Raw genomic sequence first — 25362 nt, 5'->3', positions numbered from 1 at the left:
CAATCAGGTGACTCGAACAAAAAATGTAGTAATATTTCACTAATTCGTTTTTCACTTAAACATTTACCGATTGAGGAAATTGCAATGTCTGCAAGCAAAAAGCCTTTAGCACTCGTTATTATGGACGGCTGGGGCTACCGCCAAGACAGCGCCAACAACGCTGTAGCAAACGCCAACACACCAGTATTAGACAACCTTTGGGAAACTGCTGCTAGCACCCTTATCTCGGGTTCGGGCCTAGATGTAGGTTTACCAGACGGACAAATGGGCAACTCAGAAGTTGGTCACACTAACATCGGTGCTGGTCGCGTTGTATACCAAGAACTTACCCGTGTTGGTAAGTCAATTACAGACGGTGACTTTTTCACTAACGAAGTATTAGTAGGTGCGGTAGATAAAGCCGTAGCTGCCGGTAAAGCCGTTCACATCATGGGTCTACTTTCTCCAGGCGGTGTTCACAGCCACGAAGATCACATGCTAGCTGCGATTGAATTAGCCGCTAAGCAAGGCGCAAAAGAAATTTACTTACACGCTTTCTTGGACGGACGTGACACTCCACCACGCAGCGCGCAAGGCTCAATTGAAAAGTTCGATGCAAAATTTGCTGAAATTGGTACCGGTCGTATCGCTTCTTTAGTAGGCCGTTACTACGCAATGGACCGTGATAACCGTTGGGAACGTGTAGAAGAAGCTTATCAATTGCTTACCGAAGGTAAAGCTGAATACAGCTACGCTAACGCTACTGAAGCACTAGCAGCAGCTTACGCGCGTGACGAAAACGATGAGTTTGTTAAGGCATCAGTAGTAGGCGAAAGCGCAGCCAGCATTAACGATGGCGATGCGGTATTGTTCATGAACTTCCGTGCTGACCGTGCCCGTGAAATTTCACGTTGTTTTGTTGAGCAAGACTTCACTGGGTTTGAGCGCGCTAAAGTACCTGCATGTACCTTTGTTACACTTACCCAATATGCAGCGGACATTAAAGCTCCTTGTGCTTATGGCCCTACAGACTTAGTGAACACACTCGGCGAGTGGCTAGAAAAGAACAACAAAACGCAACTGCGTATTTCTGAAACAGAAAAATACGCCCACGTGACGTTCTTCTTTAACGGCGGTAAAGAAGAAGCCTTTGTAGGTGAAGACCGCGAGCTTATTCCTTCTCCAAAAGTAGCTACTTACGACCTACAACCAGAAATGAACTCGGAAATGCTAACCGACAAGTTTGTAGCTGCAATCGAGAGCGGCAAGTACGACGTTATCATTTGTAACTACCCTAACGGCGACATGGTTGGCCACACTGGCGTATACGATGCTGCAGTTAAAGCCTGTGAAGCCGTAGATAAGAGCATTGGCCGTTTGGTTGAAGCACTAGATAAAGTAGGCGGCGAGTGTTTAATCACAGCCGACCACGGTAACGCCGAGCAAATGGTTGACCCAGAAACGGGTGGCATTCACACAGCTCATACCAACCTGCCTGTACCTTTCATCTACTACGGTCGCGAAGCAACCCCAGTTGAAGGCGGTCGTTTAAGTGATATTGCCCCAACAATGCTAAGCTTGATGGGCATGGAAACTCCAGCAGAAATGACTGGCAAGGTATTGATGAATTTGAAATAATGGCTTGATGAAAGAGCCTATTTCAGCTTCGAAACAAGGCGCTAACAAGCGCCTTATTCGCCTGTTTAACGCCAGCCTTATTGCTGGCGTTTTGCTATTGCTCTGCCCGCCACTTCATGCCAACGAACAACAACAGTTGCTCGAGGTTCAACAGCAACTCAAACAGCAACAACAACAACTTAAAAAGCGCAAAAGTGACATAACTAAGGCGCAAGAGCAGCTAAGACAATATGAGTTGGCTCTAGCAGACTCCAGTCAACAACTGCGCAAACTTAACAATCAGCTTTCCCACTCCAAAATAGAACAACAAAATATTCAGCAGCAAGAGCAACAGCTAGAAGAAAAACTAGCTCAACAGCAACAAGCACTTAAAGCACAAATCAATAGCGCTTATCGCTTAGGTAATAGCGATTACATGAAGATGCTGCTGAACCAACAAAATGCCGCAGATTTAGAGCGGATGTTAAGCTACTACCAATATTTAGCCAAAGCCCGCAGCAAGGCCTTAGAGCAAGTCAGCTTCCAGCAACTAGAGTTAAGCAAAGTTCAAAGCCAACTGGCCGAGGTGCAAAAGCATTTAGAAGGCTTAGTCGCTCAGCAAAAACAAAAGCTGGACCAGCTACAGTCTCAACAAAATCAACGTAAGCAACAACTCGCTAAACTTAATAAACTGCAAAATACTGAGCAAAGCCGTTTAGAGCAGCTACAAATTAATGAACAGCACTTACAGCAAGTGATTAGTGACCAAATAGAACAGCAACAGCAACTTGCCCTCAAACAAAACTTAGATAAAGCGCCTCTTACTGGCCTCGCCAAGGCAAAAGGCAAACTTCCTTGGCCGCTCAAAGGCAAAGTACTGCACAGTTATAACAGTAAAAATCAGGGGCAAACACGCTGGCAAGGCATAGTGATCGATTCTCACCCTGGTACGAATGTGAAAGCAGTGGCTTCTGGTAATGTTGTATTCGCTGATTGGTTGCGTGGTTATGGCCTGGTCGTCGCTATCGATCATGGTGAGCAATACCTAAGTTTTTACGGCTACAACCAAAGCTTAAACGCGGAAATTGGTGAGCGAGTAAGCGCTGGCCAAACCGTGGCTTATGCGGGTAATACTGGCGGCCAAACGACCAATGCCTTGTTCTTCCAGATTCGCCATAAAGGGCAAACCCAAGACCCCAGTAAATGGTTAAAATAATTCTACTTTGCCTAGGTATGCTGGCAACAAGCTCAGCCATGGCTGCGCAGTTAAGCATCATCATTGATGATGTCGGAAATAGTGCTCGCGACTTTGCACTACTAGACCTACACCCCAATATTACCTTATCGGTACTTCCATCAAGCCCTTATGCCAAAGAGATTGCCGAACAAGCTCAGCAGCAGCAACGCGAAGTAATGTTGCATCTACCGATGCAAGGCAGCGGCACCATTGCTTTAGGCCCCTATGGACTACCCGATAATTTAGAAGAAGTAACTTTTAAGCAACGTGTAGAAGCAGCTATTAATGACTTTCCAGAAGCAACCGGCTTAAACAACCACATGGGTAGCCAACTCACCCAGCTGCCCACAGAAATGCATTGGTTAATGCAAGTACTGGCTAAACAAGAGCTATTTTTTGTGGATAGCCGCACCCACTTAGCCAGCATTGCCCAACAAACTGCTAGGGTGTATCAAGTGCCCAATTTAAAGCGCCATGTATTTCTAGATCACCAAGACAACCCAGTGGCCATTGAACGCCAATGGCAAAAGGCCCTAAGCCTTGCTCGAAAATATGGTCATGCAGTGCTAATCGCTCACCCCAGACCACACTCGGTGGATTTACTTAATCGGCTAAGTTTGCCAGAAGATGTGCAACTAGTTGGGGTAGCCCAACGCCTAGCTTTATTAGCACCAGAGCTCGAGAGTGAACCTAGCATTCGTTTAGTGGGTTCAGAAGAGCCGATTGTGCAGCCTGTGCACAACAAACAGCTCTAGGCAGTTGCATTAAAGCAAGCAGTACAAAGCCTTAATACCAAGCAATATTATTACGCGGTTTGCTTTTCTAAGTAGATGAGATTATCCATGGCTTGTTGCTGGGTAGTTCCACACAGCCACTCAACAGCTTTAAAATCACTGCAAACCTTAGGTCGCTCAGCTTTACCAAAGATAGCGCATAAATTATCAGCATTTAAATGAACACATCGCTCACCCGCTGCTTTATTTAATGAGCTAATAGATGGCGCAATGCAACAAGCACCGCAGCCTAAACGACACTGCATAACAGGCTCTCCAAAAAAGGGCGGCTAGTGTAGCAAAACACGCCAACATAAATCGACGTTTATTTGAACAAAAAAGCAGCCCTAGAGGGCTGCTTCTATTACGCTTTGCGGCTTACTAGTGTAAGCGGCGTAAACTTAATCGACCGGTTGGCGAGGTAAAGTCGTCAAAACACAACATGGTACCGTTACTTAAAGTAATGCAGTTTTTCTGATTAATCGAGCCATCGTGAACTGAACCATCACTAGGTAAGTTGGGATCAATAATTACTCCTGGCGAAGAAGGAATACCATCTTCCACCTTTTGATGGGAGCTATCATTATTAATCGTGTCGTTAGGATCGTTGGGATCAGTATTACCCTCGGTACCAGTGTTCCAGGTTCTGCCAGTATGTAAATTCAACTCCATATACCAGCCACTACCGCCAGAGGCACAAGTATCAGTATTGGGTAGCATAGTGGTAAAGCTAAGTTTATTGGCGAGCAATAAACTGTTACTTACCTGCCGTTCACCGTAGTTATTGGTATTGTTACTCTGGGTATTCACAAAATCCAAATACCAGCCGCTATGGGTATTCCAATCAATTGGATTATTGCTTAACAAGCGATTACTTGAATCCTCTTCGATAATGGCTTGCCGCAACAAACTCGCGTCATAAACATCTTCTCCACTCACTCTAGAGCGCTTAGAATTTACGGCTTCGCCGTTTAAACGATCCCAAATGACATAGATGCTTTGAGTATCTTGATCATCGGCATCGTTATCATCTACTTCGATATACTTACCCGTTCCAAAGGCTACTAACACACCTTGATTCAAGCCCATTGGATGAGCGCCAACCGACGGTTTGGTGGTAATTGGCTGCGCTTGATATTGCATGCTAGAGCCAACTAAGCGTTTGCTTGGGCTAGTTGCAGAAAACAATGGCGGCTTAGACCCAGCACTTTGAATGGTAGCGAGCTCCCAGTTGCTGGCTCGAGTATCGGATACATCAAATGCCCACATGTTTCCAAATAAGTCACCGACATAAATGCGATCGGCAACACCGTTACCCGTTAAGTCGACCACGGCGGGAGAAGCCAATGCGTTTGGCCGACCTTGTCCAGTAGGGTCCCCTGAGCTGCCCACTCCAGTGCTTAGCGCGGCAATTAAACTGCCGTCTTTTAGGTCGGCAACATATAGAGTTGCTTCATCATCTGCAGCGTTATAGCCATTTGAAAAAATCACTCCAGTTGTACCGTTGGCCAACTTAGCAATAGTAGGCTGCTCACGGCTATAACCTAGGCTTTCAAAGCCGTTGGTGGAACTATCAATTTCCCACTTAATGCTATTCTTAGTTGGCCAATTCATATTGGTAACATCTAATGCGTATAAGCCCTTCACGCCGGTGCCCAAAGTTCCCACTACAGTGGTTTTATCCGATTCATCGGTGTAGCCGGTAATAGCTCCATCGACAAAATACTTGTGAGTGTAAGTACTGCGGGTAAGGCTATTTAGATGTTGATAAACTTGGCTGGGTAAATAGGCCATTAGCTCCTTGCCCGTTTTAGCATCAACCACATGCACCATGCCATCGTTTGCTCCAAACACCAGCACTGGTTTATTCACTTTGTGGCCAGTAGCGAGATCCACATAATAGGGAATGGAGTTGATGACATCACCCAATGCAGTAGCGCGTTTTCGCATGGAAAACTGCAAGTCACTTTGCTCATAAGTGCGCTCACCTCGCAGGTAATTCACTACCGCCTGAAGATAATCTAACTTCAGAGAATCTGAGCCTGTTTGCCCTGCCAGCAAGGCGGAGATTTGCGATTGGCTAAAACCAATAGCGGAAGGCTGTAAACTGTTTGGTGCTGTAAACTCAAAGACCTCGCCGGACTCACCATTACGAGAGAAAATGGTACGCTGTTGATGAGGTATTGCATCAAGTTCTTTGGCTACGCTCCAAGTCTCAGTAGAGCTAAATCCACCTCCACTGGCCGCTTTAAATGCCTTTACATCGCCACTCCAGTATTCCCCATCAAATGACGATTGATACAAAAATGAGCTACTGCTTAAAAAATTGTTATTAAACACCGGAGGGCTAGCCGACTGGCTGCCACTGGCTATTTTCTCTAAGGCTTTGCCAATTTGCGCGCCTAGTTGCCCAGCGTTAGTTACCGGGAAATAGTTATCTGGCTGACCACTTTCTTCTTCGTCCCATTCGCCGTCATCGGGTATGCCGTTGTTATTGGTATCGGTAAAACCGCCCCACTTTGCCGCATACCAAAGCGGCGAAGGCAATAAGGTCGCAGCCTCAGAGCTTGAACTAGGAAAGAAATTCCGTTTACGAATTAGCGGTAAATCTGAGCTGTTGTTGCTAGATTCCCGAGAGTTATTTGGAAAAGCCGAATCATTTTGTAAAGGTGTATCTAAGTAATAAGTACGCTTATTTCCACCACGATCTTTCACATCTAAATAGATACCATCTTTGTCAGTACCGGAAATAACGTAACCAGCGTGTTGGTCAATACTGCCCGCGGCATAAATTGAATCTAAAGTTAATTGAACACCTAAGCGCTTACTACAAGTGGCCTCATTATCGTAGGCATTCTCACACAGCTGTTTTACTTCGTAGTGGTACTTCACGATCATGTCCATCTCGTGATCAGCACCTTGTTCAACATCCTCAAAGTTAATCCTAAAGGTTCCTTTTGTGGGAGAAAACTCTTCTACGTAGTAATCAACAATGGCATTTGTTGGCTGAAAATCCCCTTTATTGGTACTAATACAACTACCACTAGCACAGCCGCCTACCGACTTAGCAAACGGAACAATGATGATGGTTTCTCCGTCTACTTCAACTTCCACCTCAGGCAGTGGAGAAGATACAGCCACCACTGTGGTTTGAATATTTTGCTTACCCGGCTTGTTGGGGAAGATATCGGTTTTGTGACCATAATGCGCCACTGCAGCTACTGCATAACTGCCCTCTTTTGTTGGCTCTTGAGGAGAGAGGCCTCGAATCTCCGATAAAGTATTAACTTTTTTTGCAGTGGGTGCACTAGTGGTACCGGTAGTATCACTAACCGATTCACCAATGAAATAATCACCACCAATATTTTCGTATTTTGAAATATTATCTAACAAGTTTTTAAGGTGAAATCCGTCAAGTAGCGACCCTTGATAAGAACCTGCGTAACTTGGGTGAGCGTTAGGGATTTCATCAGAATCATAAGACGGGCTAATATCGCTAATCACCAAGTTATAGGGTGCTGCGCAATACTCTCGATGAGCAAAAGGATCGTCCCACTTTGCAAACGGCAAGCCTAGTTGACCATCGATAGTACCGCTGCCGCTTGAATATGAGCGACTAGCAAAACCTTCGCCGTGGAAATAACGTAAGCTTTCGTACAACATCTCGCCAATAGGGTTGCCCCATGAAGTACATTCGCCATTACGAATTGCACGATCGGTAATCCAGCCACAGCCATACTCATAGCTGCCATATTTAAAACCATAAATACGTAATTTATTGATTGTACTTACAATGCCGTTTACGCTGGTTTTAAACTGCCCGGTATTACTGATTAACTCGTCGCCAAAATGGGATACCGCTTTGCGCAAAACCCCACCTGATAAGTTTTTGTCGTAACTACCAGTAATAAGCCCAAACTCGATACTGCCGTCTTCGCCATAGTCATGCAGTAAGCCGGTAGGTTTGTATTGTTTGTTGGGATACTCTTTGCAGTTCGCCTCCAACTTGCCTTGTACACATACCTCAACCCTAATTTCATAAGATTCGCTGTAGCTCCCGGCTAGTACCGGACGCTCTGTAGTCGCCCATTCCCATATCTCACTGTTCTGGTTCTTTTTGATTCTTAGCTCCGGGGCACCGCCATCAGACCAAGACGCAGTGCCAAAAAAGTGCTTACGATTGCTATTAGGCTGAGACAATGGGGTGTAGTTATCGATGCGGTAACCATTCACCGCTTCCGAGGTATAACTTTTACCCCATGAGTGAGCATCCTGCGGAATGAATACCCGTTCCAATACCGTTGTGCCTTCACTGTCTATTGCTCTATAGCCGCCATACAGTACAGTGCGCAGAACATCCATACGTGACATGGTGAGGTAATTGAGAAAATCGCCACTCCACTCTCCTGAGCCAGTGCACGCTTTGGTATTGGCGTTCGCCTCAACGCCAGGGGTAAAACGTTTTTGCGAAGAATTATAGGTGTAGCAGCGCTCACTATTGAAGTAACCCGCATAGTCTACAAGCAAGGGGTTGTAGTTAATATCTAGGTCGTTATTGCCACTTAAGTCAGTAGCATCGTTATAAGCTTCATAGTAAAGGGTATGGTCCCTTCCCATTACCAACATCACCATTGGTGAAGGGGATGTTGCGACATATAAGGGGCTATCAGCCAGATTCAACTGGGCAGCTTTAGTTGCTAATGAAATAACACTTAGCAACAAGCCCATAGTCAAAACAAGGCAAGTAAAACGAATATATTTTTGCGCAAACCTGCAGCAACGCACTTGCGTAAATAGTGTGGCGAGAGTACTCAAAATTTTGCTTCCAACAACGTAGGCTGCAGTTACCTCAAACTGACTTGATGCAACAACTAACAACCATAGAAAACCTGCTGAAATTTTAATCTTTAAACAATCGAATTTTAGTGAAGCCCTAGACAATTTAAATTAGTAATATGTATAAAAAACATATATTTAAATAAACTGCCAACTAAAATATATAAAGGTCATATAAAGAACATAAAAATGCCCCCGATAGTAAATATCAAATAAAAAGGGAGCTTTATAAAGCTCCCTTTTTATTATCTGATTTCCTACCCAGACCTTAGTGTAAGGTTCTTAAACTTAAACGCCCTGTGGGAGATTGGTAATCGTCAAAACAAAAAACCGCCCCCGTACTTAAGGTTACACAGTTTTTGACAATAATTTCGTCGTCAGCATTACCGCTGTCTGGCGGAACAATAATTGTGGTAGGTGGTGAAGGAATACCATCTACTTTTTGATGTGACGAATCATTATTGATGGTATCCGAGGTGTCATCTGGGTCGGTATTGCCATCGGTGCCGTGATTCCAAGTAATACCAGAGTGTAGATTTAGCTCCATATACCAACCGCTACCACCAGAGGCACATATATCTTCATTGGGTAACAGCGTGGTTAAACTTAACTTATTGAACAACAGCAGGGTATTTGTCACCTGTCGCTCGCCGTAGTTGTTAGTATTGCCACCCTCAGAGTTAACCAAATCGAGATACCAACCCTTATGAGTCCCCCAATCTATTACATACTCAGTTAACAGTCGGTTTTTAGCGTCCTCTTCTATAATAGCCTGCCTCAATAAACTGCTATAGACCTCTTCACCGTCTACAGTTGAACGCGAATCGGAAACATAAGAGCCATTTAGTTTATCCCAAATAACATAAACCGATTGGGTAGCCTCACCAAGAGTATTGTTATCTGAATTTTCGATGTATTTACCTGTACCAAATGCCACTAGCACACCTTGAGAGAGACCATAGGGATGTGCACCTACAGAAGGCCGAGTAGTAATAGCTTGAGCAGTATGACTTAGTCCATCTAACTTAGTTGGGCTAACAGCTGTAAATAATGGCTTTCCATCGGTAGTGGCTAAGTCCCAATCGGCAGAGCTGCTACCAGTTAAATCAAATACCCACATATTACCGAATAAATCACCGGCATAAATACGATCAACGACACCATCACCGTCTTTATCCACTGCTGCTGGGCTTGCTAATGCATTAGGTCGGTTTTGGCCAGTAGGATCTTGGGCGCTTCCTACACCGGTTTTTAACGCTTTAATTAAGCTGCCATCCTCTAAATCGGCAATAAATATCTGCCCTTCATCATCGCTAGAGTTATAGCCATTAGCGAAGATCACCCCCACTTTGCCATTAGCCAGTTTAGCAATTGTTGGTTCTTCTCGGGTATAACCGATACCGGAATATCCAGTTGTGTCAGTGTCAATCTCCCATAAAATTTTATTTTTATTGGGGCTCGACATGTCACTAACATCTATCGCATACAAGCCTTTAAATCCGGTGCCTAAAGTACCAACAACGGTGGTTTTAGTCGTATTGCCACTTTCTTCACTAAAACCAGCAATCCCCCCATCGACAAAATACTTATGATTATAAGTACTTTTGGTTAGGGCATTTAAGCCTTGGTAAACCTGGCTTGGCACATAAGCCATGATTTCTTCACCAGTGGCAGCATCTGCAATGTGAACCATACCGTCATTGGCACCATAGACCAACACGGGTTTCTCTACTGCATGGTCATTGACCAAATCAACATAATAAGGCGTTGAGTTGATCACGTCTCCTAAGGCTGATGCTCTAGTGCGCATGCTGTAGGCTAAATCAGCTGCTTCATAGGTTCGCTCACCACGTAGGTAGTTGATTACTGCCGTTAAGTAAGCCAACTTAACCGCATCGCTGCCAGTTTGGCCGTCCAATAAGGCATTAATTTGCGATAAACTCAGTGAATTAGTAGCGCCATTTAGCGAATTTGGCACCACAAAATCAACAATTCGATTGCTCTCATTGTTGCGGGTATAAATAACTCTAGAGCTTGGCGTGACAGCATCTAACTCTTCAGCAGTACTCCAAGTTGCGGTTGTACTAAACCCACCAGCATCAGCGGCAGCGAAAGCTTTTATATCTCCGCTCCAATACTCACCATCAAAAGTAGATTGATAGAGAAAAGCACTAGCATTTAAAAAAGTATTATTAAACACTGGTGGATTAGCCGATTGTTCACCACTAGCAATTTTCTCTAATGCTTTGCCTATTTGCGCACCAAGCTGACCAGCGTTTGTCACTGGGAAAAAGTTATCAGGCTCTCCGCTTACATCATTATCCCACTCGCCGGCATCTGGTACTCCGTTACTATTAGTGTCATTAAACCCGCCCCATTTTGCGGCATACCACAACGGAGATGGTAAGTATTCTGCCTCACTTGTAGCGCTAGGGAAAAAGTTCCTAGTACGTTGATAAGGCAAAGGCTCTAGTTTTTCACTAGCGCTACCCGTTATCCTAGAATTATTTGGGAACGCACTATCATCTTGTAATGGTGTATCTAGGTAGTAATCCGTTGCGTCTTGTCGCGACCTCCCTTCACCATCAAGACCAAAATTCTTTTGAACATCGAGATAAATACCGTCTTTATCTGTACCTGCAATCACATAACCAGCATGTTGTCTAAAGCCAGTGGCAGTAAAAGTGGTTGCAAGCGACAGCTGTACACCAGTTCTTTTAGTCTCTCCTGGACAATGATTGGCGACATTATAGATAGGGCACAAATCATCGACTACTTCGTATTTGTATTTCACAATCATGTCCATTTCATGATCAGCACCCTGCTCAGCATCTTCGTAGTTGATGACAAATTCGCCTTTTGTCGGTTCCGATTCAAGCACATAGAAATCTACGATAGTATTAGTAGGTTGGTACGCGCCTCTATCTTTCACCGCAGTAGTCTGGTAATGCCCACCAACGGTTTTTGCAAAAGGCAAAATGGTAACTTCTTGGGCGTCGTCTCCAACCAGCACTTTAATCTCAGGTAAGGGGGAAGATATTGCTACAACGGTAGTATCGATAGCCTGTTTGCCGGGTTTATCACTAAACATATCTGTTTTATGCCCGTAATAAGCAGCCCCAGCGACAGCATAACTTCCTTGCTTAGTAGGCTCTTGTGGCGACAAGCCGCGAATATTGGCAAGTGACTCAACAACCTTAGCTGTAGGCGCAGTGGCAGTACTTAATAAACCGGTAACATCATCTGTCGATTCACCAATAAAATAGTTGCCACTAATGTTCTCATTGCTACTGCTCGATATAGTATTTAACAAATTCTCAAGGTGAAACCCGTTGAGCGCAGTAGTGCTGTAAGTTCCCGTATTAGAGTTATTTTCAGGAAAACTTACTACCCCTGGTAGCTCGTCAGAGTCGAATGAAGGGCTCAAATCACTAATCACCAAATTGTGAGCGGCAGTACAATAGGGTCTTGTTACCCCGTTAATCTCATCGTAAGGTTTGTCCCATGTAGCATAAGGCAAACCAATTGCTGCATCGATAGCTCCACTTCCAGAAGAATACTCAGGGCTGGCGTAACCTTCGCCATGAAAATAACGCAAGCTTTCATAGAGCATTTCACCAATCGGGTTACCCCATGACGCGCATTCTCCACTTTGAATCGGGCGATCATTAATCCAACCGCAACTCGTACTGACACCATCAACCTGATGGTTTCGAGGATAACTCTTGCTTCCATAGTCAAAACCAAAAATTCGCAAGTTATCAATCGTACTAACAATGCCTGTTACGTCTGCTTTAAACTGGCCGGTAGAAAGTTCGATTTCATCAGAAAAATCTGATACGACTTTACGCAGTACACCACCAGAGGCATTTTTATCAAAACTACCGGTAATTAAACCAAACTCAATACCGCCATCTTCTCCATAGTCATGCAGTAAACCGGTAGGTTTATAACTGCTTTGCACAGGCGCTTGCTCGCTTTTATATTCTCTACAATTATCTTCAAGCTTAGTTTCTACACAAACGGCCACTCGTACTAAATAAGAAGCATAATCATCAAATGGGTCACCATCATCCAGAACGGGTCTTCCTGTTGTAGCCCACTGCCAAATATCTTTATCTAGGTTTTGCAAAACTCTAAGCTCTGCTGTGCCTCCATCGGACCAAGAAGCTGTGCCAAAAAAGTGCTTGTTGTTGCCGGTAGGATTGGAATAAGGCGTGTAATCTTCAATCTTAAAACCATTGACAGCTTCAGAAGTATAACTCTTGCCCCAAGAATGGGCGTCTTGCGGGACAAAAGCTCGCTCTAATACCGTGGTTCCATTGTCATCGGTACTACGGTAGCCACCGTAAAGAACCGCTCTCAATACATCCATGCGCGACATGGTAAGGTAGTTTAGAAAGTCACCACTCCAACCACTGTTACAGGCTTTAGTATTGGTATCTGCTTCATCTCCAGGAGTAAACATGCCACTGCTATATGAATAACATCGATAACTATTAAAGTAACCAGCATAAGTGATGCTCGTTGGCTTGTAGTTTAAGTCTAAATCACCATCTCCGTCTAAGTCAGTAGCATCATTATAGGCTTCGTAATAAAGGGTATGGTCACGCCCCATCACCAACATCACCATAGGAGGCGGAGTGGTTGCTACATAAAGAGGTGCATCTGCTAGATCTAAGTCACCGGCCTGCGAAACACCGATTAAAGCAGAGAAAGTTAGAGCGTAAAGAGAGGGTTTAGTCAGATTAATCATTACCAACAGCCCCCCGTAGTGGGTTCTTTAAGACCAGTACTGGATAGACTCAAGCTTCCACAAGAGTCCCCAGTTTGAGAGCCTTTAGGCGTCGCAGTAAGCTTATAACCAGAAGAACTAACATTATCGGCTGTCAGTGTATAAATTTCGTTAAATTCGTTGCTAGGTGTGTAGATGCTTAAACTGGTTCCGGTAGCTGCGCTGGCATAACTTAAATGCATTGCATAATAGCTTTCCATTTGCTGAGCAGCTTCAACTAAGGTTCTTTTTGCTTCTTCTCGTTTTGTGCTTTGTACATGACTTAGGTAGCTGGGATAAGCAATACCAGCAAGAATGGCTACGATGGCAACGGTTATCATTACCTCTAACAGGGTAAATCCTTTTACTTGTTTCACTTCCTTACTCCATGAACGCTACGTAAGATTGTAGATAAGTTACCGCACCACCTTCGCCTTCCGCTTTAGAAGTAATACGTAAAAAGCGACGTTTAGGTACTTGAACGCCCAATACCAAACCGGAATCAACACCACCATCTTCGATAATGTAACGAGGTGAGCCAGCCAGTAAATTTCCGCCCGCATCTGTCACCACTGTCATTTTGTTGGCCGCGCTCCAATTGTTTTCGTCTTGCCACCAGGTATCAGAGTTAAAGGCTGGTGCCACTAGGTTGTTAGGAGTATCTGGGTTGAGCAGTGCATCGCTATGATAGGCTTGTTGGCGAACCACAAACTCCGCTTCATTAACGCCGGAAGTTGCGCGAGAAAAACTCATCGAGTGATCTTGGTGCACAGCGGAACTTTTACGGCCACTCGTCACCTGTTGGGCAATAGCGATACCAATCATCGCAATAATCACAACCATTATCAGGGACATGATTAGCGCCATGCCTTGTTGCTTAATATTATTCAAAGGCATAAATTAAGTTCCCATATTTAATAACAACACCGTTTCGCTAACAGCTTGTCGGATACTTCTATCATTTACTGCAACGGTTTTATCTAACACTTGGTAACTGTTGGTATTGCTTAAGTTACCCATCGATACTTCTTGAGAGACCAATAAGCCTACTTTAACGCGATTGATTTCATTCCAATCCGAGACTTCGGTGGCTGTGTAATACTTAAATTCACTGTCATCTACACTTCCGTATAGTACTTGCAAATTATCTATGCTTTCGTCGAATATGGTATCGCCACTTGCGTCGCGGCAAACCAATTGGTCACTAGTAGAAATAAAGAACACCAAGGTTGTTACCGTATCCGCCGCCAACTCAGAGCCGTCACAAGTATACATACTGGCATTTGGTGCAGCGGCTCCATAAAAACGAAAGGCAATAACATCAGTATCTGCTTTTGCGCCAGCAAAGGTAGTTTGGTCATTTAAACCTTGCACCATTTGAGCTTCATCCCAAGTAAAGCCAAAACTATCGGCGGTTGAAACCAGCGGCAATAAGGTATTTTGGTAAAGTTGGTTATAATCTCGAAAGCCTGCTTGTTGCAAATAAAGACGCAAGGTTTGAATGCTCATCCGATTTTTACTCACCAATAAGTGGCTTGCTCGAGTGGCCTCATAACTTTTTTGGTCACCAATTAGCGCGGCATACAACCCCCCCACCACAATCAGAGACAATACCAAGGCGATCATTAACTCAACTAAGCCAAAACCCGCTTGTTTACCCATCACCTTACCCATACTGCAACCTCACTACATTGGTGACCAGCACCACTGGTATCTGCAGAGCAATCAGAGGCACCTGCACCAGATAGATTGGCATCCCAAGTCATTTTCACGGTCACTAAGTTATTAGCATGTTGAATAGAGAAACGAAGCTGAGGAATGTAAGCCGAGTGACTAATAAACCAGTCTCTAATTTCATAAGCAGCAAACTGCTCTCGAGTGCAGGTTGTAGACGCAGCAAGACAATTTTCACTGGTTGGAACAGCACCATCGCTCAAGTTATCGGCATTAAATTCGTTATCAACAGTAGCCTCAGGCATGGCACTAAAGCGCTGCACAATATCAAGCATGGCAATGTTAGCCGTTTGCGCAAAACGGGCTTGATGGGCAGTATTTACCGACTGCACTTGCAAAGCCGCATGGCCAAGTAAACCAATAGCCACAATAACTACTGCTATCAGCAGTTCAATTAAGGTAAAGCCTTGTTGCTTAGTTGCAGTAAGTCGTTGATGGCGAAGCATATTCAACCCTCCCCATACGTGTAATGCTAATACGTTGATCGTCATAATCATTAGAGGGGGCACACACTGTCAACTCGCCCGCTGATGCATGACCAGTTGGGAAGAAGCGCACTAAGGTACTACCTGCCACAGAGGGGCTATATTTAAGCTCGGCAGATTGCGGCTTTGGGTGAGCAACAATAATCTGTTTTTCTGGATGACTACTGTCTAAACTACCATCTCTATTTGTATCAACATAAACTAACCAACCTTTGTTGGCACCCCAGGCTGCTTCACAACTCGTGCCATTAGTTGTGGGACAAACATAAGTAGAGAGGTTGTTTCGAATAGCTTCCTGCTGGGCCACAATTAAACTATTGGCCAATAGATCACGAGTGACCTTTTGTTTATTGTCTTGCATCAAGCCCTGCAAAGAAGGTACGGCAATCACCAACACTATTACCAAAATTGCCACAGCAATCATTAGCTCAAGCAGCGTAAAGCCTTTTGCAGCATAGCCTTGTTTGGAAATACCAAGCATTGCTTATCATCCATAACAGCAATAATCACAGCAAATAATGTAAAGTAAATCACTCACTCTACAAGTAACAAATTGATGAGACTATAAAGTAAAAAAATCAATAAATTAGCAGTCCATTTTGGCAAACATGTCAGGTATACACAATAAGCAGGACAGCAATAGTTGACAGATATCATATTTCCTACTAGCACGGCTGTAACGCGTGGTTGACAGCAAATTATATGACAATCAAATACTTAATCAGAAGCGGTAACTTTGACAGAAAAGTTGACTAACAATATCTTGTTCAGCTCACTGAAAAATGTTGGTTTGCGCGGGTAAAATGTGTAATCTAAATCCACCGACAATCAAGCAACTTACTTTATGAAACCTCAGTCTGTTCCTAGCTACGTTGATGACAATTATGTAAATAATGTTGTTGGCGAGTGCGTTAGTTTCATGAAAGGTAATGCACCGTGGTGGGTGCAGCAGTCGTGTTTAGATTGTCGTGAATCAAAGCAATTATTGCATCTGTTTTTGGTTGCATTTAGTACTTGGCGAAAACGTCGGGCACAGCCTAATCATAAGCGAAACATTGAGCCAAATAACCTATTTGACTTAGGTCCGCTAATTTATGACTTAAGTTACACCCTTAACCAATTAGCCAATCAAGACAGAGACTACCTTAACGAAAATTTAAAAAACGCCATTAAACTTATTCACCAAGATGCTCAGCATTTCTTGAAAAACTGGCACAGTCTCGATATTGAGCAAATCACCGATACCCCACTCTCTCAAGTTTCTTAATACATATAGTCTAAGGTTTTATGCGTTTATCTTTTCAAGCTATTGAAAACTGGCAACAATGCGCCAGTGATTTATCAAAAATATCAGCCAACCTTGAGTCTTCTCAATGGCAAAAATGGCAACAAACCGGTCAATTGTTTTGTTGTACATTTAATCAACGAGTGGTGGCATATTGTGTTGTAAGTTGTAATAAACAACAGTTGTTAGTGCAGCGCTTTCAGGTGCGAGATGTTACCCAACGCCGCGGCATAGGTTTGTTTATGTTTCAGCAATTATTACAGCTAGCTGCTCAACAAGACCTTGGTTATTTGGTTTTCCCCCATAGTAATGATCCTGCTGTTCTAGGCTTCTATCGCCACCTTGGTTTGAACAATCAGTTCACTTTTCAGCTATAAAAAAACCAGAGCAATGCTCTGGTTTTTAATCAATTCACTCAATATTAACTATAAAATAATCGACTTTAAGTTGTCGTTTTTACGGTCCAAGTAATGGGTTGATTGAATCTTGCGAATAGTACGCGTTTTACCACGAACCAATAGCGTTTCGGTGGTGGCAATATTACCTTGGCGATTAATACCTTCCAGTAAATCACCTTTGGTAATACCCGTTGCCGAAAATATCACGTTGTCGTTTTTGGCTAAGTCATTTAACTGTAATACGCTGTTTACTTGAATATCTTCGGCTTCACAGCGACGAATCTCTTCTTCACCAATGGCGCGATTTTCTGCTGTATCTTCTTTTACTTGGTGACGTGGAATTAAACGGCCTTGCATATCGCCACCTAAAGCGCGAATTACCGCCGCCGAAATAACCCCTTCTGGCGCTCCGCCCACACAGTACATCATGTCAACTTCACTAAGTGGCATACACGATAAAATCGATGCAGCGACATCCCCATCAGGAATAGCAAATACACGAACACCTAGTTTTTGCATCTCAGCAATCACCTTGTCATGACGAGGCTTAGCCAGGGTAATCACCGTCATATCGCTCAACTCTTTACCCAAGACTGACGCAACCATTTTAATATTGTGCTCAAGCGATTGGTTTAAATCGATGCAACCTTTGGCTTCCGGTCCAACAACCAACTTTTCCATGTACATATCCGGTGCACGTAAAAATGCGCCTTTTTCGCCTACGGCAAGCACGGCAACAGCATTGTTTTGACCCATTGCGGTCATACGGGTGCCTTCAATAGGGTCTACCGCAATATCTACACCTTCACCACCGGTACCAACATGCTCGCCAATGTAAAGCATCGGAGCATCATCAATCTCGCCTTCGCCAATAACCACTTCGCCATCAATGTCGATGTCATTGAGCATAATACGCATGGCTTCAACAGCTGCGTTATCAGCAATATTTTTATCTCCACGGCCCAACCACTTGTAACCAGCTAATGCTGCGGCTTCGGTCACGCGGGAAAAACGAAATGCCAGATCTCTTCTCATCAGATACGCCTAATCAACTAAAAATCGTGACGAATACTAGCACAAGATTATGTTTTATTCAGCCTGAAAAACTAGGCTAAGGCCTGCTTTACCAAGCTTAGTGCTTCGTCAGACAAATCTAGTGCGAGTGCTGCTTGCTGGCCTTGTTCAGACATTTTTGCCCAGGTTTTTTGCACAATGCTAATCACTTTCTCTTGAGCATGTTTATTAGCAAATTCAACAAAGTAGTACTTTAAGAACACTAAGCAAATAACATCTTCAAGGGCTTGGGTAAGCGGGTTACGCTTTAGCTTTTCTTTGCGTAATAAACTGGCAGTAGCATCGATGAGGGTTTCGTCTAAATTGTGCTTACGCATTATTTCTGCACACAGTTCAGCGTGTTTTTTACCTAAATCACTACGCCATTTTAAGTAGCCCGCTCGGCCTTCTGGGTAATCACTTCGTAATGATAACCAACGACCAATATGCTGAGCGCGAGCGGCAATTTGTAATTCTGCTGGAGGCGCTAACATAAAATCATGTAAGCAATTAGACATGCGCTTGCCATACAAAAATTCTTTGGCATGCTCGGTTCCTAACTCATCTATCTCCTTATTAGGGTCATTTAAGTTAAATTGATCAATATCGTTTAAAACCTGATTCAGAATATTTTGCTGCATGATTTGCGGTTTTCCCATAACTTTGTTTTATCCTTTAACAAGGGCACAACATATCCTACCGAAAAGCCAAAAACAACACAGACGGTTACACCAAAAAACAATTGCATTATCAGCGCATTTAACTATATGTTAATAATCAGAGCGGCATATATGACCAATATACATATATTAAAAGGAGTTAATCGCTATGCTGATTGGTGTACCTAAGGAAATAAAAAATCACGAATATCGTGTGGGAATGACACCCGCTAGTGTCAATGAGTTAGTTCAACATGGCCATCAAGTGATTGTTGAAACTCAGGCTGGTGCAGGTATTGGCTTTAGTGATGCTGATTACCAAGCGGTCGGCGCGAACATTTCAAACACAGCCGCGGAAGTATTTGCCGCAGCGGAAATGATTGTGAAGGTTAAAGAGCCACAAGCCGTTGAACGCGCAATGTTGCGTGAAGATCAGTTATTGTTCACTTACTTGCACCTTGCTCCCGACCCAGAACAAACTCATGATTTGATAAAATCTGGCGCAGTTTGTGTGGCTTATGAAACAGTGACCAGCCCTCGGGGCGGCCTTCCTTTGCTGGCGCCAATGTCAGAGGTAGCGGGCAGGATGGCGATTCAAGCAGGCGCACTTGCCTTAGAAAAATCTAAAGGTGGTCGCGGTGTATTGCTGGGTGGCGTACCAGGGGTAGAACCCGCTAAGGTTACCGTAATTGGTGGCGGTATGGTGGGTCGAAACGCTGCACAAATGGCAGTGGGCATGGGTGCAGACGTCACCATACTCGATCGCAGTATTGATGTGCTACGTAACATTGATGCTGAATATCATGGCCAACTAAAAACAGTTTATTCCACCGCCAGTAGCATCGAGCAACATGTACTAGAAGCTGATTTGGTGATTGGTGGCGTATTATTGCCTGGCGCAGCTGCGCCCAAGCTAATTACCAAAGACTTAGTTAAGCGAATGAAAGCAGGTAGCGCAATTGTTGATGTAGCCATCGACCAAGGAGGTTGTGCTGAAACCTCTAAGGCAACCACCCATCAAGATCCTATGTATATTGTGGATGATGTGGTGCACTACTGTGTAGCCAATATGCCTGGTGGCGTAGCCCGTACCTCAACCATGGCTCTCAACAACGCGACCTTGCCGTATATCATCACCTTAGCCAATAAAGGTTACAAACAAGCTTTGTTGGATGATGAGCATTTGCGCAATGGCTTAAACGTAATGCATGGCAAGTTAACGTGTGCCGAAGTGGGCGACGCCCTAGGCATTGAAACGGTCGAGCCTTTAGAGCTGCTGGTCTAAGTCACAAAAAAAGAGCGCTTTGGCGCTCTTTTTTCTATTTGCTTAGGTCACAAACCTTAACGCTTTTTACCATAGCCGCGGTCTTTAAGGCTACGCCCCCATTTATCTAGCCAAGCATCTAAACCACTGCGAGCGTTACCTGCGATTAAGCAAGCGGCGGAGCTGGGACTAGAGAATTGATAATCACGCATAAACTCGTAACCATCGCCTTGCCGGCACAGCACGGTATCCTCAAGTAACTGCTCTCGTAATGCTAACACCGCGGGGCGTAATGAATCAGCACCGCCACCATTGGCTGTTGAGCCCTTAACAACTGTAAAGCCTGGCTTATTTTTAGCACCAGTAGGGTAGCCATGTGCAACCGCCTGCTTAACGCTAAAAGAATACTCTGCCGAAATAGTATGCGCGCTACTTTCAACCACCAATTCACGTAAAGATAGCAATTGCTGATACAGCTCTATAGGTAAAATTGCAGCGGTTTTTCGGCCATCACCATCAATAACAAAATTAACTTTAGAAAGTTCGAATGGACCGTCCATGTCAGACCAAGTTTTAGAAAGTTTGTGCAAATTTAACACAGGCAAGCGGCAGATTTGAATATAAAAAAACCTCGCTGGGCGAGGTTTTTAATAAGTTTTTATTCCATGGCTGCTTTGAGCTTCTTCATGGCATTTTTTTCTAACTGCCTAATTCGCTCCGCAGAAACTTGGTAGTAGTCCGCTAACTCTTGCAATGTTGCCTTGTCTTCATCTAACCAACGACGCTGAACAATATGTGCATTACGCTCATCTAGCGTATTTAAAGCAGCACGTAAGCGATTAGCAGCGGCAACTTCCCAATTTTCTTTTTCAACATACTGGGCCACGTCAGAAGACTTATCTTCTAAATACTGAATCGGCGCAAAGCTGCCTTCACGCTCATCATCATCGGATGCTAAATCAAAGGCTTGGTCTTGGGCACTCATACGAGATTCCATTTCCAATACGTCTTTGGTGCTCACACCTAGGTTTTCAGCCACCATATTTACTTCATCGTTACTAAACCAGCCTAAGCGCTTTTTAGATTTACGAAGATTAAAGAACAACTTACGCTGTGCTTTGGTAGTAGCAATTTTTACCATGCGCCAGTTGCGCAGTACATATTCATGAATCTCCGCTTTAATCCAATGCACAGCAAAAGACACCAAACGAACACCCACATTAGGGTCAAAACGTTTTACGGCTTTCATTAAGCCTACATTGCCCTCTTGGATTAAATCGGCTTGCGGCAGGCCGTAACCTGCATAGTTTTTAGCAACATGCACTACAAAACGTAGGTGCGACATAACTAGTTCGCGAGCAGCTGTTAAATCACCCTCTTCATGGAGACGAGTAGCTAGCTCTTTCTCACGCTCAGGCGTGAGCATATCAGCCCGATTCACTGATTGAATATAGGCTTCAATGCTCCCTTGCGGGACTAACGCCATAGATGCATTTACTTGATCCATATCAACCTCTAAATATTACTCGGTCAACGAGTCTACCATAGCCTTTTCGCAAGATCTAACCCCCAATACTGCAGGCTGTAGGGCTTTGCGCAGCCTCACTTGTTTCCAGATATATGACGCATTAAATCAGAGTTAGTTCACATTTTTAAGCACTTTCTAGGTGCGCAATTTTACCAAATAGGTGCAAGTTATCCCTTAAGGAGTATAGACAGTTGAAGCTCAATAAAAATTTCAAAAACCTTTAACTGATTGATAAAAAATGATTTTAATCAAGTTTTAGTGTTTTTTTTGCTACTGGCACCATGATTGCGTCATAGCTGGCATAAGTAATTGCGAGACAGTGATATGAGCATACAAAGAATTAGCCAACATCCTAAAACGAGTCAAAAGCAGCCTATTGAAACAGGCATGGTTGACTTAGTGGGTGCTGGCCCTGGCGATCCAGAGCTGCTCACCTTAAAGGCCTTACGCAGCATAGAACAAGCAGACCTAGTGTTATATGACCGCCTAGTAAGCGAAGAAATCTTAGCGCTTATTCCTAGCAACACTAAAGCTATTTACGTAGGTAAAGCCAAAGCCAATCACTGCATCCCGCAAGAACAACTTAATCTATATATGGTAGACAAGGCTAAACAAGGTTTACGCATTTGTCGCCTTAAAGGTGGAGACCCATTTGTATTTGGTCGCGGCAGTGAGGAACTCATTGTTTTACATGAACATGACGTTCCTGCTCGGGTTATTCCTGGTATTACTGCAGCATCTGGCTGTACTAGCTACGCGGGCATTCCGCTTACTCACCGTGGTTTAGCCACTGGTTGTAGCTTTATTACTGGCCACAAACAAGATGGCAAATTAGATATCGATTGGGCCCAACTGGCGCAACTCGACCACACCTTAGTGTTTTACATGGGGCTGAGCAGCTTGCCTGAAATCAGCCAACAGCTACAACGTTTTGGAAAGAGTGCAAAGACACCTGCTGCATTAATAGAAAAAGGCTGCCAAAGCGATCAACGCGTTGTTACCGGCCAATTAGACCAGTTACCTACGCTCGCCAGTGAACATCAATTGCAATCCCCTACATTAATTGTAATCGGTGAAGTGGTATCACTGCGCGAGCAACTCAACTGGCTAAGTAAGTTAGACGCGAACCAGAACCAATTTGAATTAGAAAATAGCGCCGCTCTAAGCGCATAGGAGAGAGTACATGGAACGTATCATCGTTGTTGGTAACGGCATGGTTGGTCACCACTTTATTGACCAACTGATACAGCAAGACAAGTTAGGCCAAGTTCAGGTAACCACTTTTAGTGAAGAGTCGCGCTTAGCATACGACCGCGTGCAATTATCAAGTTACTTCTCGGGTAAAACCGCAGACGACTTGATGATGACCTCTCCTGAATACTATGACGAACATGGCGTTCAATACTTTGTAAACGACAAAGTTGTTGAAGTATTGCCTGAAGAAAAGATTGTGGTTACCGCTAGTGGTCGCCGCGAAAGCTACGACAAATTGGTGCTAGCGACCGGTTCTTACCCATTTGTTCCGCCAATTCCTCGTCCAGAGGATCAAACGGCACAAGAAAACATCTTGGTATACCGCACTATTGAAGATTTAGAAGCCATGACCAAGTCAGGCAAAAACTCAAAAGTAGGTGTGGTTGTAGGTGGTGGTTTACTTGGCTTAGAAGCCGCTAAAGCACTTAAAGACCTTGGTATGGAAACTCACGTTGTAGAATTTGCACCTCGCTTAATGGCTGTGCAAGTGTGTGACGGTGGCGGCGCAATTCTTCGCTCTAAAATTGAAGAGCTTGGGGTACAAGTTCATACCGAGAAAAATACCAAAGAAATTGTGGCCGGTGAAAACACTCGCTACCGCATGAACTTTGCAGACGGTAGCAGTTTAGATACCGACATGATTTTGTTCTCTGCGGGTATTCGCCCACAAGATCAGTTAGCACGCGAAACCGGCCTAGAGCTTGGTCCTCGTGGCGGCATTGTGATTAATAATCATTGTCAAACGTCTAACCCAGACATATACGCGATTGGTGAATGTGCCTTATGGGAAGGCAAAATTTTTGGCCTAGTAGCCCCTGGTTACAGCATGGCTAAAGTAGCCGTCGACCATATCGCAGGTGAGCAAACTAAAGCCTTTGAAGGTGCAGACATGAGCACCAAGCTTAAGTTAATGGGTGTAGACGTAGCCAGTATTGGTGACGCACATGCCAACACCGAAGGCGCCCTAAGTTACAGCTTGAGCGACGAAGCCCGTCAAGTGTACAAAAAAGTGGTTACCAACGCCGCTGGCGACCGTTTGTTGGGCGCAGTATTAGTCGGTGATGCCGACGATTACGGCAACTGGTTACAATTGTTCTTGAACGACATGCCATTACCAGTAGCACCAGAGTACTTACTGGTACCTTCATCTGAAGAAGGTGCAGCTTCGGCGATGGGTGTTGATTCACTGCCAGACAGCGCACAAATTTGTTCATGTTTCGACGTAACCAAAGGGCAAATTTGCCAAGCAGTACGCGACGGCGCAACCAGCATGGCTGATATTAAAGCCACTACGGGTGCCGCAACCGGCTGTGGTGGTTGTAGCGCATTAGCCGTTCAAGTGATGAACGCAGAACTAGAAAATCTAGGTGTTGAAGTTAGCAACGACATTTGTGAGCACTTTGCTTATTCACGTGCCGAGCTAGCCGACATTGTACGTGTTAAAAAAATCAAAACCTTTGAACAGTTGCTTAAAGAATACGGAACCGGTCACGGCTGTGAAATTTGTAAACCTGCCATTGGTTCAATCTTGGCGTCTTTCTGGAATGACTACGTGCTTACAGAGGACCACATTGCCCTGCAAGATACCAACGACATCTTCTTAGGTAACATGCAAAAAGATGGCACCTATTCGGTAGTACCTCGAGTAGCTGGCGGTGAAATCACTCCAGACAAGCTAATTGCCATTGGTGAGGTGGCTAAAGAATTCGACCTATACACCAAAATTACTGGTGGCCAGCGGGTTGATTTATTTGGCGCACAACTGCATGAACTACCAAAAATTTGGGGCAAGTTAATTGATGCTGGATTTGAAACGGGCCACGCCTACGGTAAAGCATTACGAACAGTAAAATCCTGTGTTGGTTCTACTTGGTGTCGTTACGGTGTGCAAGACAGTGTTGGCATGGCGATTCTGCTAGAAAACCGCTACAAGGGCCTACGCGCCCCGCACAAAATTAAGTTTGGTGTGTCAGGGTGTACTCGTGAGTGCGCTGAGGCACAAAGCAAGGATATTGGTGTTATTGCAACAGAGGGCGGTTGGGGTCTGTATGTTTGTGGTAATGGTGGTATGCGCCCTCGACACGCCGACTTATTCGCTACCGATTTAGACGATGTAACCCTAATGCGCTACATCGACCGCGTATTAATGTTCTACGTACGCACTGCCGACCGCTTACAGCGTACCTCGGTATGGTTAGAAAACCTTGAAGGCGGCCTAGCTTACCTAAAAGAAGTGGTTATCGACGACAAACTCAACATTTGTGAAGAACTCGAAGCAAACATGAATCACGTAGTGGAAAGCTACCAGTGTGAGTGGAAATCTACGATTAATGACGAGAAGAAACTGCAGCGCTTCAGCCAGTTTATTAACGCCGACGAGCCAGACAACAACCTGCAATATGTTCGTGAGCGTGGCCAACGTCGCCCAGCTACCGAAGAAGAACGTATTCAAACCATTGAAATTGTAGAAGCACCCTAACAAGGAG

At 44.4% G+C, this 25362-nt stretch carries 20 protein-coding genes; 8 read left to right on the top strand and 12 right to left on the bottom strand.

The annotated features are described in order from the left end of the window. Nucleotides 1-84 precede the first annotated feature (84 nt). The 3 genes from gpmM to K5L93_RS12405 are packed head-to-tail and all read left to right on the top strand — an operon-like array spanning nt 85 to nt 3588. A complete protein-coding gene (gene gpmM / locus K5L93_RS12415; RefSeq protein ID WP_220720138.1) occupies nt 85-1617 on the top strand; it encodes a 2,3-bisphosphoglycerate-independent phosphoglycerate mutase in 1533 nt (510 codons plus the stop codon). Between the two features lie 7 nt (nt 1618-1624). After that, nucleotides 1625-2812, top strand: coding sequence for a murein hydrolase activator EnvC family protein (locus K5L93_RS12410; protein ID WP_220720137.1), 1188 nt, complete (start codon nt 1625-1627; stop codon nt 2810-2812). Beyond that, nucleotides 2800-3588, top strand: a complete 789-nt coding sequence (locus K5L93_RS12405; protein WP_220720136.1) for a divergent polysaccharide deacetylase family protein — start codon at nt 2800-2802, stop codon at nt 3586-3588. Before K5L93_RS12410 ends, K5L93_RS12405 begins: the two co-directional genes overlap by 13 nt. 50 nt (nt 3589-3638) lie before the next feature. Here K5L93_RS12405 and K5L93_RS12400 read toward each other — a convergent pair whose 3' ends face one another. The 8 genes from K5L93_RS12400 to K5L93_RS12365 all read right to left on the bottom strand — a co-directional run bounded on the left by K5L93_RS12400 (nt 3639) and on the right by K5L93_RS12365 (nt 15916). Next, entirely contained in the window at nt 3639-3872 is a 234-nt protein-coding gene (locus tag K5L93_RS12400) for a YkgJ family cysteine cluster protein (protein WP_220720135.1), read from the bottom strand. A gap of 115 nt (nt 3873-3987) precedes the next feature. Then, nucleotides 3988-8286 (bottom strand): pilus assembly protein, encoded by a 4299-nt coding sequence (locus K5L93_RS12395; protein WP_220720134.1) that lies wholly within the window; start codon nt 8284-8286, stop codon nt 3988-3990. 424 nt (nt 8287-8710) lie between these two features. Further along, entirely contained in the window at nt 8711-13198 is a 4488-nt protein-coding gene (locus K5L93_RS12390) for a pilus assembly protein (RefSeq protein ID WP_220720133.1), read from the bottom strand. Next, nucleotides 13198-13593: a type IV pilin protein gene (locus K5L93_RS20185; RefSeq protein ID WP_220720132.1), complete on the bottom strand. Its 396-nt coding sequence runs from the start codon at nt 13591-13593 to the stop codon at nt 13198-13200. Before K5L93_RS20185 ends, K5L93_RS12390 begins: the two co-directional genes overlap by 1 nt. 4 nt (nt 13594-13597) lie before the next feature. Continuing rightward, nucleotides 13598-14113, bottom strand: coding sequence for a pilus assembly PilX family protein (locus K5L93_RS12380; protein ID WP_220720131.1), 516 nt, complete (start codon nt 14111-14113; stop codon nt 13598-13600). Nucleotides 14114-14116: 3 nt separating this feature from the next. Then, a complete protein-coding gene (locus tag K5L93_RS12375) occupies nt 14117-14890 on the bottom strand; it encodes a PilW family protein (protein WP_220720130.1) in 774 nt (257 codons plus the stop codon). Next, nucleotides 14878-15396: a type IV pilus modification protein PilV gene (pilV, locus tag K5L93_RS12370; protein ID WP_220720129.1), complete on the bottom strand. Its 519-nt coding sequence runs from the start codon at nt 15394-15396 to the stop codon at nt 14878-14880. Before pilV ends, K5L93_RS12375 begins: the two co-directional genes overlap by 13 nt. Beyond that, nucleotides 15365-15916 (bottom strand): GspH/FimT family pseudopilin, encoded by a 552-nt coding sequence (locus tag K5L93_RS12365; RefSeq protein WP_220720128.1) that lies wholly within the window; start codon nt 15914-15916, stop codon nt 15365-15367. The genes pilV and K5L93_RS12365 overlap by 32 nt, the downstream gene beginning before the upstream one ends. 363 nt (nt 15917-16279) lie before the next feature. On the opposite strand from K5L93_RS12365, the gene K5L93_RS12360 reads away from it, so the two are divergent. After that, a complete protein-coding gene (locus tag K5L93_RS12360) occupies nt 16280-16702 on the top strand; it encodes a hypothetical protein (protein ID WP_220720127.1) in 423 nt (140 codons plus the stop codon). 20 nt (nt 16703-16722) lie between these two features. After that, the gene (locus K5L93_RS12355; protein WP_220720126.1) at nt 16723-17097 is read left to right on the top strand and encodes an acetyl-CoA sensor PanZ family protein; all 375 of its coding nucleotides are present in this window, start codon (nt 16723-16725) and stop codon (nt 17095-17097) included. A 48-nt stretch (nt 17098-17145) separates the two neighbouring features. Here the strand turns inward: K5L93_RS12355 and glpX are convergent, their stop codons facing one another. Beyond that, the gene (gene glpX, locus K5L93_RS12350) at nt 17146-18153 is read right to left on the bottom strand and encodes a class II fructose-bisphosphatase (protein WP_220720125.1); all 1008 of its coding nucleotides are present in this window, start codon (nt 18151-18153) and stop codon (nt 17146-17148) included. A 71-nt stretch (nt 18154-18224) separates the two neighbouring features. Beyond that, on the bottom strand, nt 18225-18830 hold the full coding sequence (locus K5L93_RS12345) for a DUF4202 domain-containing protein (RefSeq protein ID WP_016402261.1): 606 nt from the start codon (nt 18828-18830) through the stop codon (nt 18225-18227). A gap of 169 nt (nt 18831-18999) precedes the next feature. On the opposite strand from K5L93_RS12345, the gene ald reads away from it, so the two are divergent. Beyond that, a complete protein-coding gene (gene ald, locus K5L93_RS12340; protein WP_220720124.1) occupies nt 19000-20115 on the top strand; it encodes an alanine dehydrogenase in 1116 nt (371 codons plus the stop codon). 56 nt (nt 20116-20171) lie between these two features. Here ald and K5L93_RS12335 read toward each other — a convergent pair whose 3' ends face one another. Both K5L93_RS12335 and rpoH read right to left on the bottom strand, forming a co-directional pair. Beyond that, nucleotides 20172-20654, bottom strand: coding sequence for a DUF4357 domain-containing protein (locus K5L93_RS12335; protein WP_220720123.1), 483 nt, complete (start codon nt 20652-20654; stop codon nt 20172-20174). 98 nt (nt 20655-20752) lie between these two features. Continuing rightward, nucleotides 20753-21601: an RNA polymerase sigma factor RpoH gene (rpoH, locus tag K5L93_RS12330; RefSeq protein ID WP_220720122.1), complete on the bottom strand. Its 849-nt coding sequence runs from the start codon at nt 21599-21601 to the stop codon at nt 20753-20755. A 345-nt stretch (nt 21602-21946) separates the two neighbouring features. On the opposite strand from rpoH, the gene cobA reads away from it, so the two are divergent. Together cobA and nirB are read left to right on the top strand one after the other, a co-directional pair. Then, a complete protein-coding gene (cobA, locus tag K5L93_RS12325) occupies nt 21947-22795 on the top strand; it encodes a uroporphyrinogen-III C-methyltransferase (protein ID WP_246615045.1) in 849 nt (282 codons plus the stop codon). A gap of 10 nt (nt 22796-22805) precedes the next feature. Beyond that, nucleotides 22806-25355 carry a nitrite reductase large subunit NirB gene (nirB, locus tag K5L93_RS12320; protein WP_220720120.1) on the top strand — a complete coding sequence of 850 codons (2550 nt, stop codon included), beginning with the start codon at nt 22806-22808 and terminating at the stop codon, nt 25353-25355. Nucleotides 25356-25362: the final 7 nt, after the last annotated feature.

The organism is Agarivorans litoreus (genome assembly GCF_019649015.1).
Lineage (GTDB): Bacteria > Pseudomonadota > Gammaproteobacteria > Enterobacterales > Celerinatantimonadaceae > Agarivorans > Agarivorans litoreus.
This window is presented reverse-complemented; position numbering and strand designations above follow the sequence as displayed.

Excerpts from the sequence above, each read along its gene's own strand:
- ald (WP_220720124.1), top strand. The coding sequence starts at position 19,000 with ATGCTGATTGGTGTACCTAAGGAAATAAAAAATCACGAATATCGTGTG.
- rpoH (WP_220720122.1), bottom strand. The coding sequence starts at position 21,601 with ATGGATCAAGTAAATGCATCTATGGCGTTAGTCCCGCAAGGGAGCATT.
- K5L93_RS12410 (WP_220720137.1), top strand. The coding sequence starts at position 1,625 with ATGAAAGAGCCTATTTCAGCTTCGAAACAAGGCGCTAACAAGCGCCTT.
- nirB (WP_220720120.1), top strand. The coding sequence starts at position 22,806 with ATGGAACGTATCATCGTTGTTGGTAACGGCATGGTTGGTCACCACTTT.
- cobA (WP_246615045.1), top strand. The coding sequence starts at position 21,947 with ATGAGCATACAAAGAATTAGCCAACATCCTAAAACGAGTCAAAAGCAG.
- K5L93_RS12360 (WP_220720127.1), top strand. The coding sequence starts at position 16,280 with ATGAAACCTCAGTCTGTTCCTAGCTACGTTGATGACAATTATGTAAAT.
- gpmM (WP_220720138.1), top strand. The coding sequence starts at position 85 with ATGTCTGCAAGCAAAAAGCCTTTAGCACTCGTTATTATGGACGGCTGG.
- K5L93_RS12390 (WP_220720133.1), bottom strand. The coding sequence starts at position 13,198 with ATGATTAATCTGACTAAACCCTCTCTTTACGCTCTAACTTTCTCTGCT.
- K5L93_RS12400 (WP_220720135.1), bottom strand. The coding sequence starts at position 3,872 with ATGCAGTGTCGTTTAGGCTGCGGTGCTTGTTGCATTGCGCCATCTATT.
- K5L93_RS12365 (WP_220720128.1), bottom strand. The coding sequence starts at position 15,916 with ATGCTTGGTATTTCCAAACAAGGCTATGCTGCAAAAGGCTTTACGCTG.
- glpX (WP_220720125.1), bottom strand. The coding sequence starts at position 18,153 with ATGAGAAGAGATCTGGCATTTCGTTTTTCCCGCGTGACCGAAGCCGCA.
- pilV (WP_220720129.1), bottom strand. The coding sequence starts at position 15,396 with ATGCTTCGCCATCAACGACTTACTGCAACTAAGCAACAAGGCTTTACC.
- K5L93_RS12375 (WP_220720130.1), bottom strand. The coding sequence starts at position 14,890 with ATGGGTAAGGTGATGGGTAAACAAGCGGGTTTTGGCTTAGTTGAGTTA.
- K5L93_RS12335 (WP_220720123.1), bottom strand. The coding sequence starts at position 20,654 with ATGGACGGTCCATTCGAACTTTCTAAAGTTAATTTTGTTATTGATGGT.
- K5L93_RS12345 (WP_016402261.1), bottom strand. The coding sequence starts at position 18,830 with ATGGGAAAACCGCAAATCATGCAGCAAAATATTCTGAATCAGGTTTTA.
- K5L93_RS12380 (WP_220720131.1), bottom strand. The coding sequence starts at position 14,113 with ATGCCTTTGAATAATATTAAGCAACAAGGCATGGCGCTAATCATGTCC.
- K5L93_RS12355 (WP_220720126.1), top strand. The coding sequence starts at position 16,723 with ATGCGTTTATCTTTTCAAGCTATTGAAAACTGGCAACAATGCGCCAGT.
- K5L93_RS12405 (WP_220720136.1), top strand. The coding sequence starts at position 2,800 with ATGGTTAAAATAATTCTACTTTGCCTAGGTATGCTGGCAACAAGCTCA.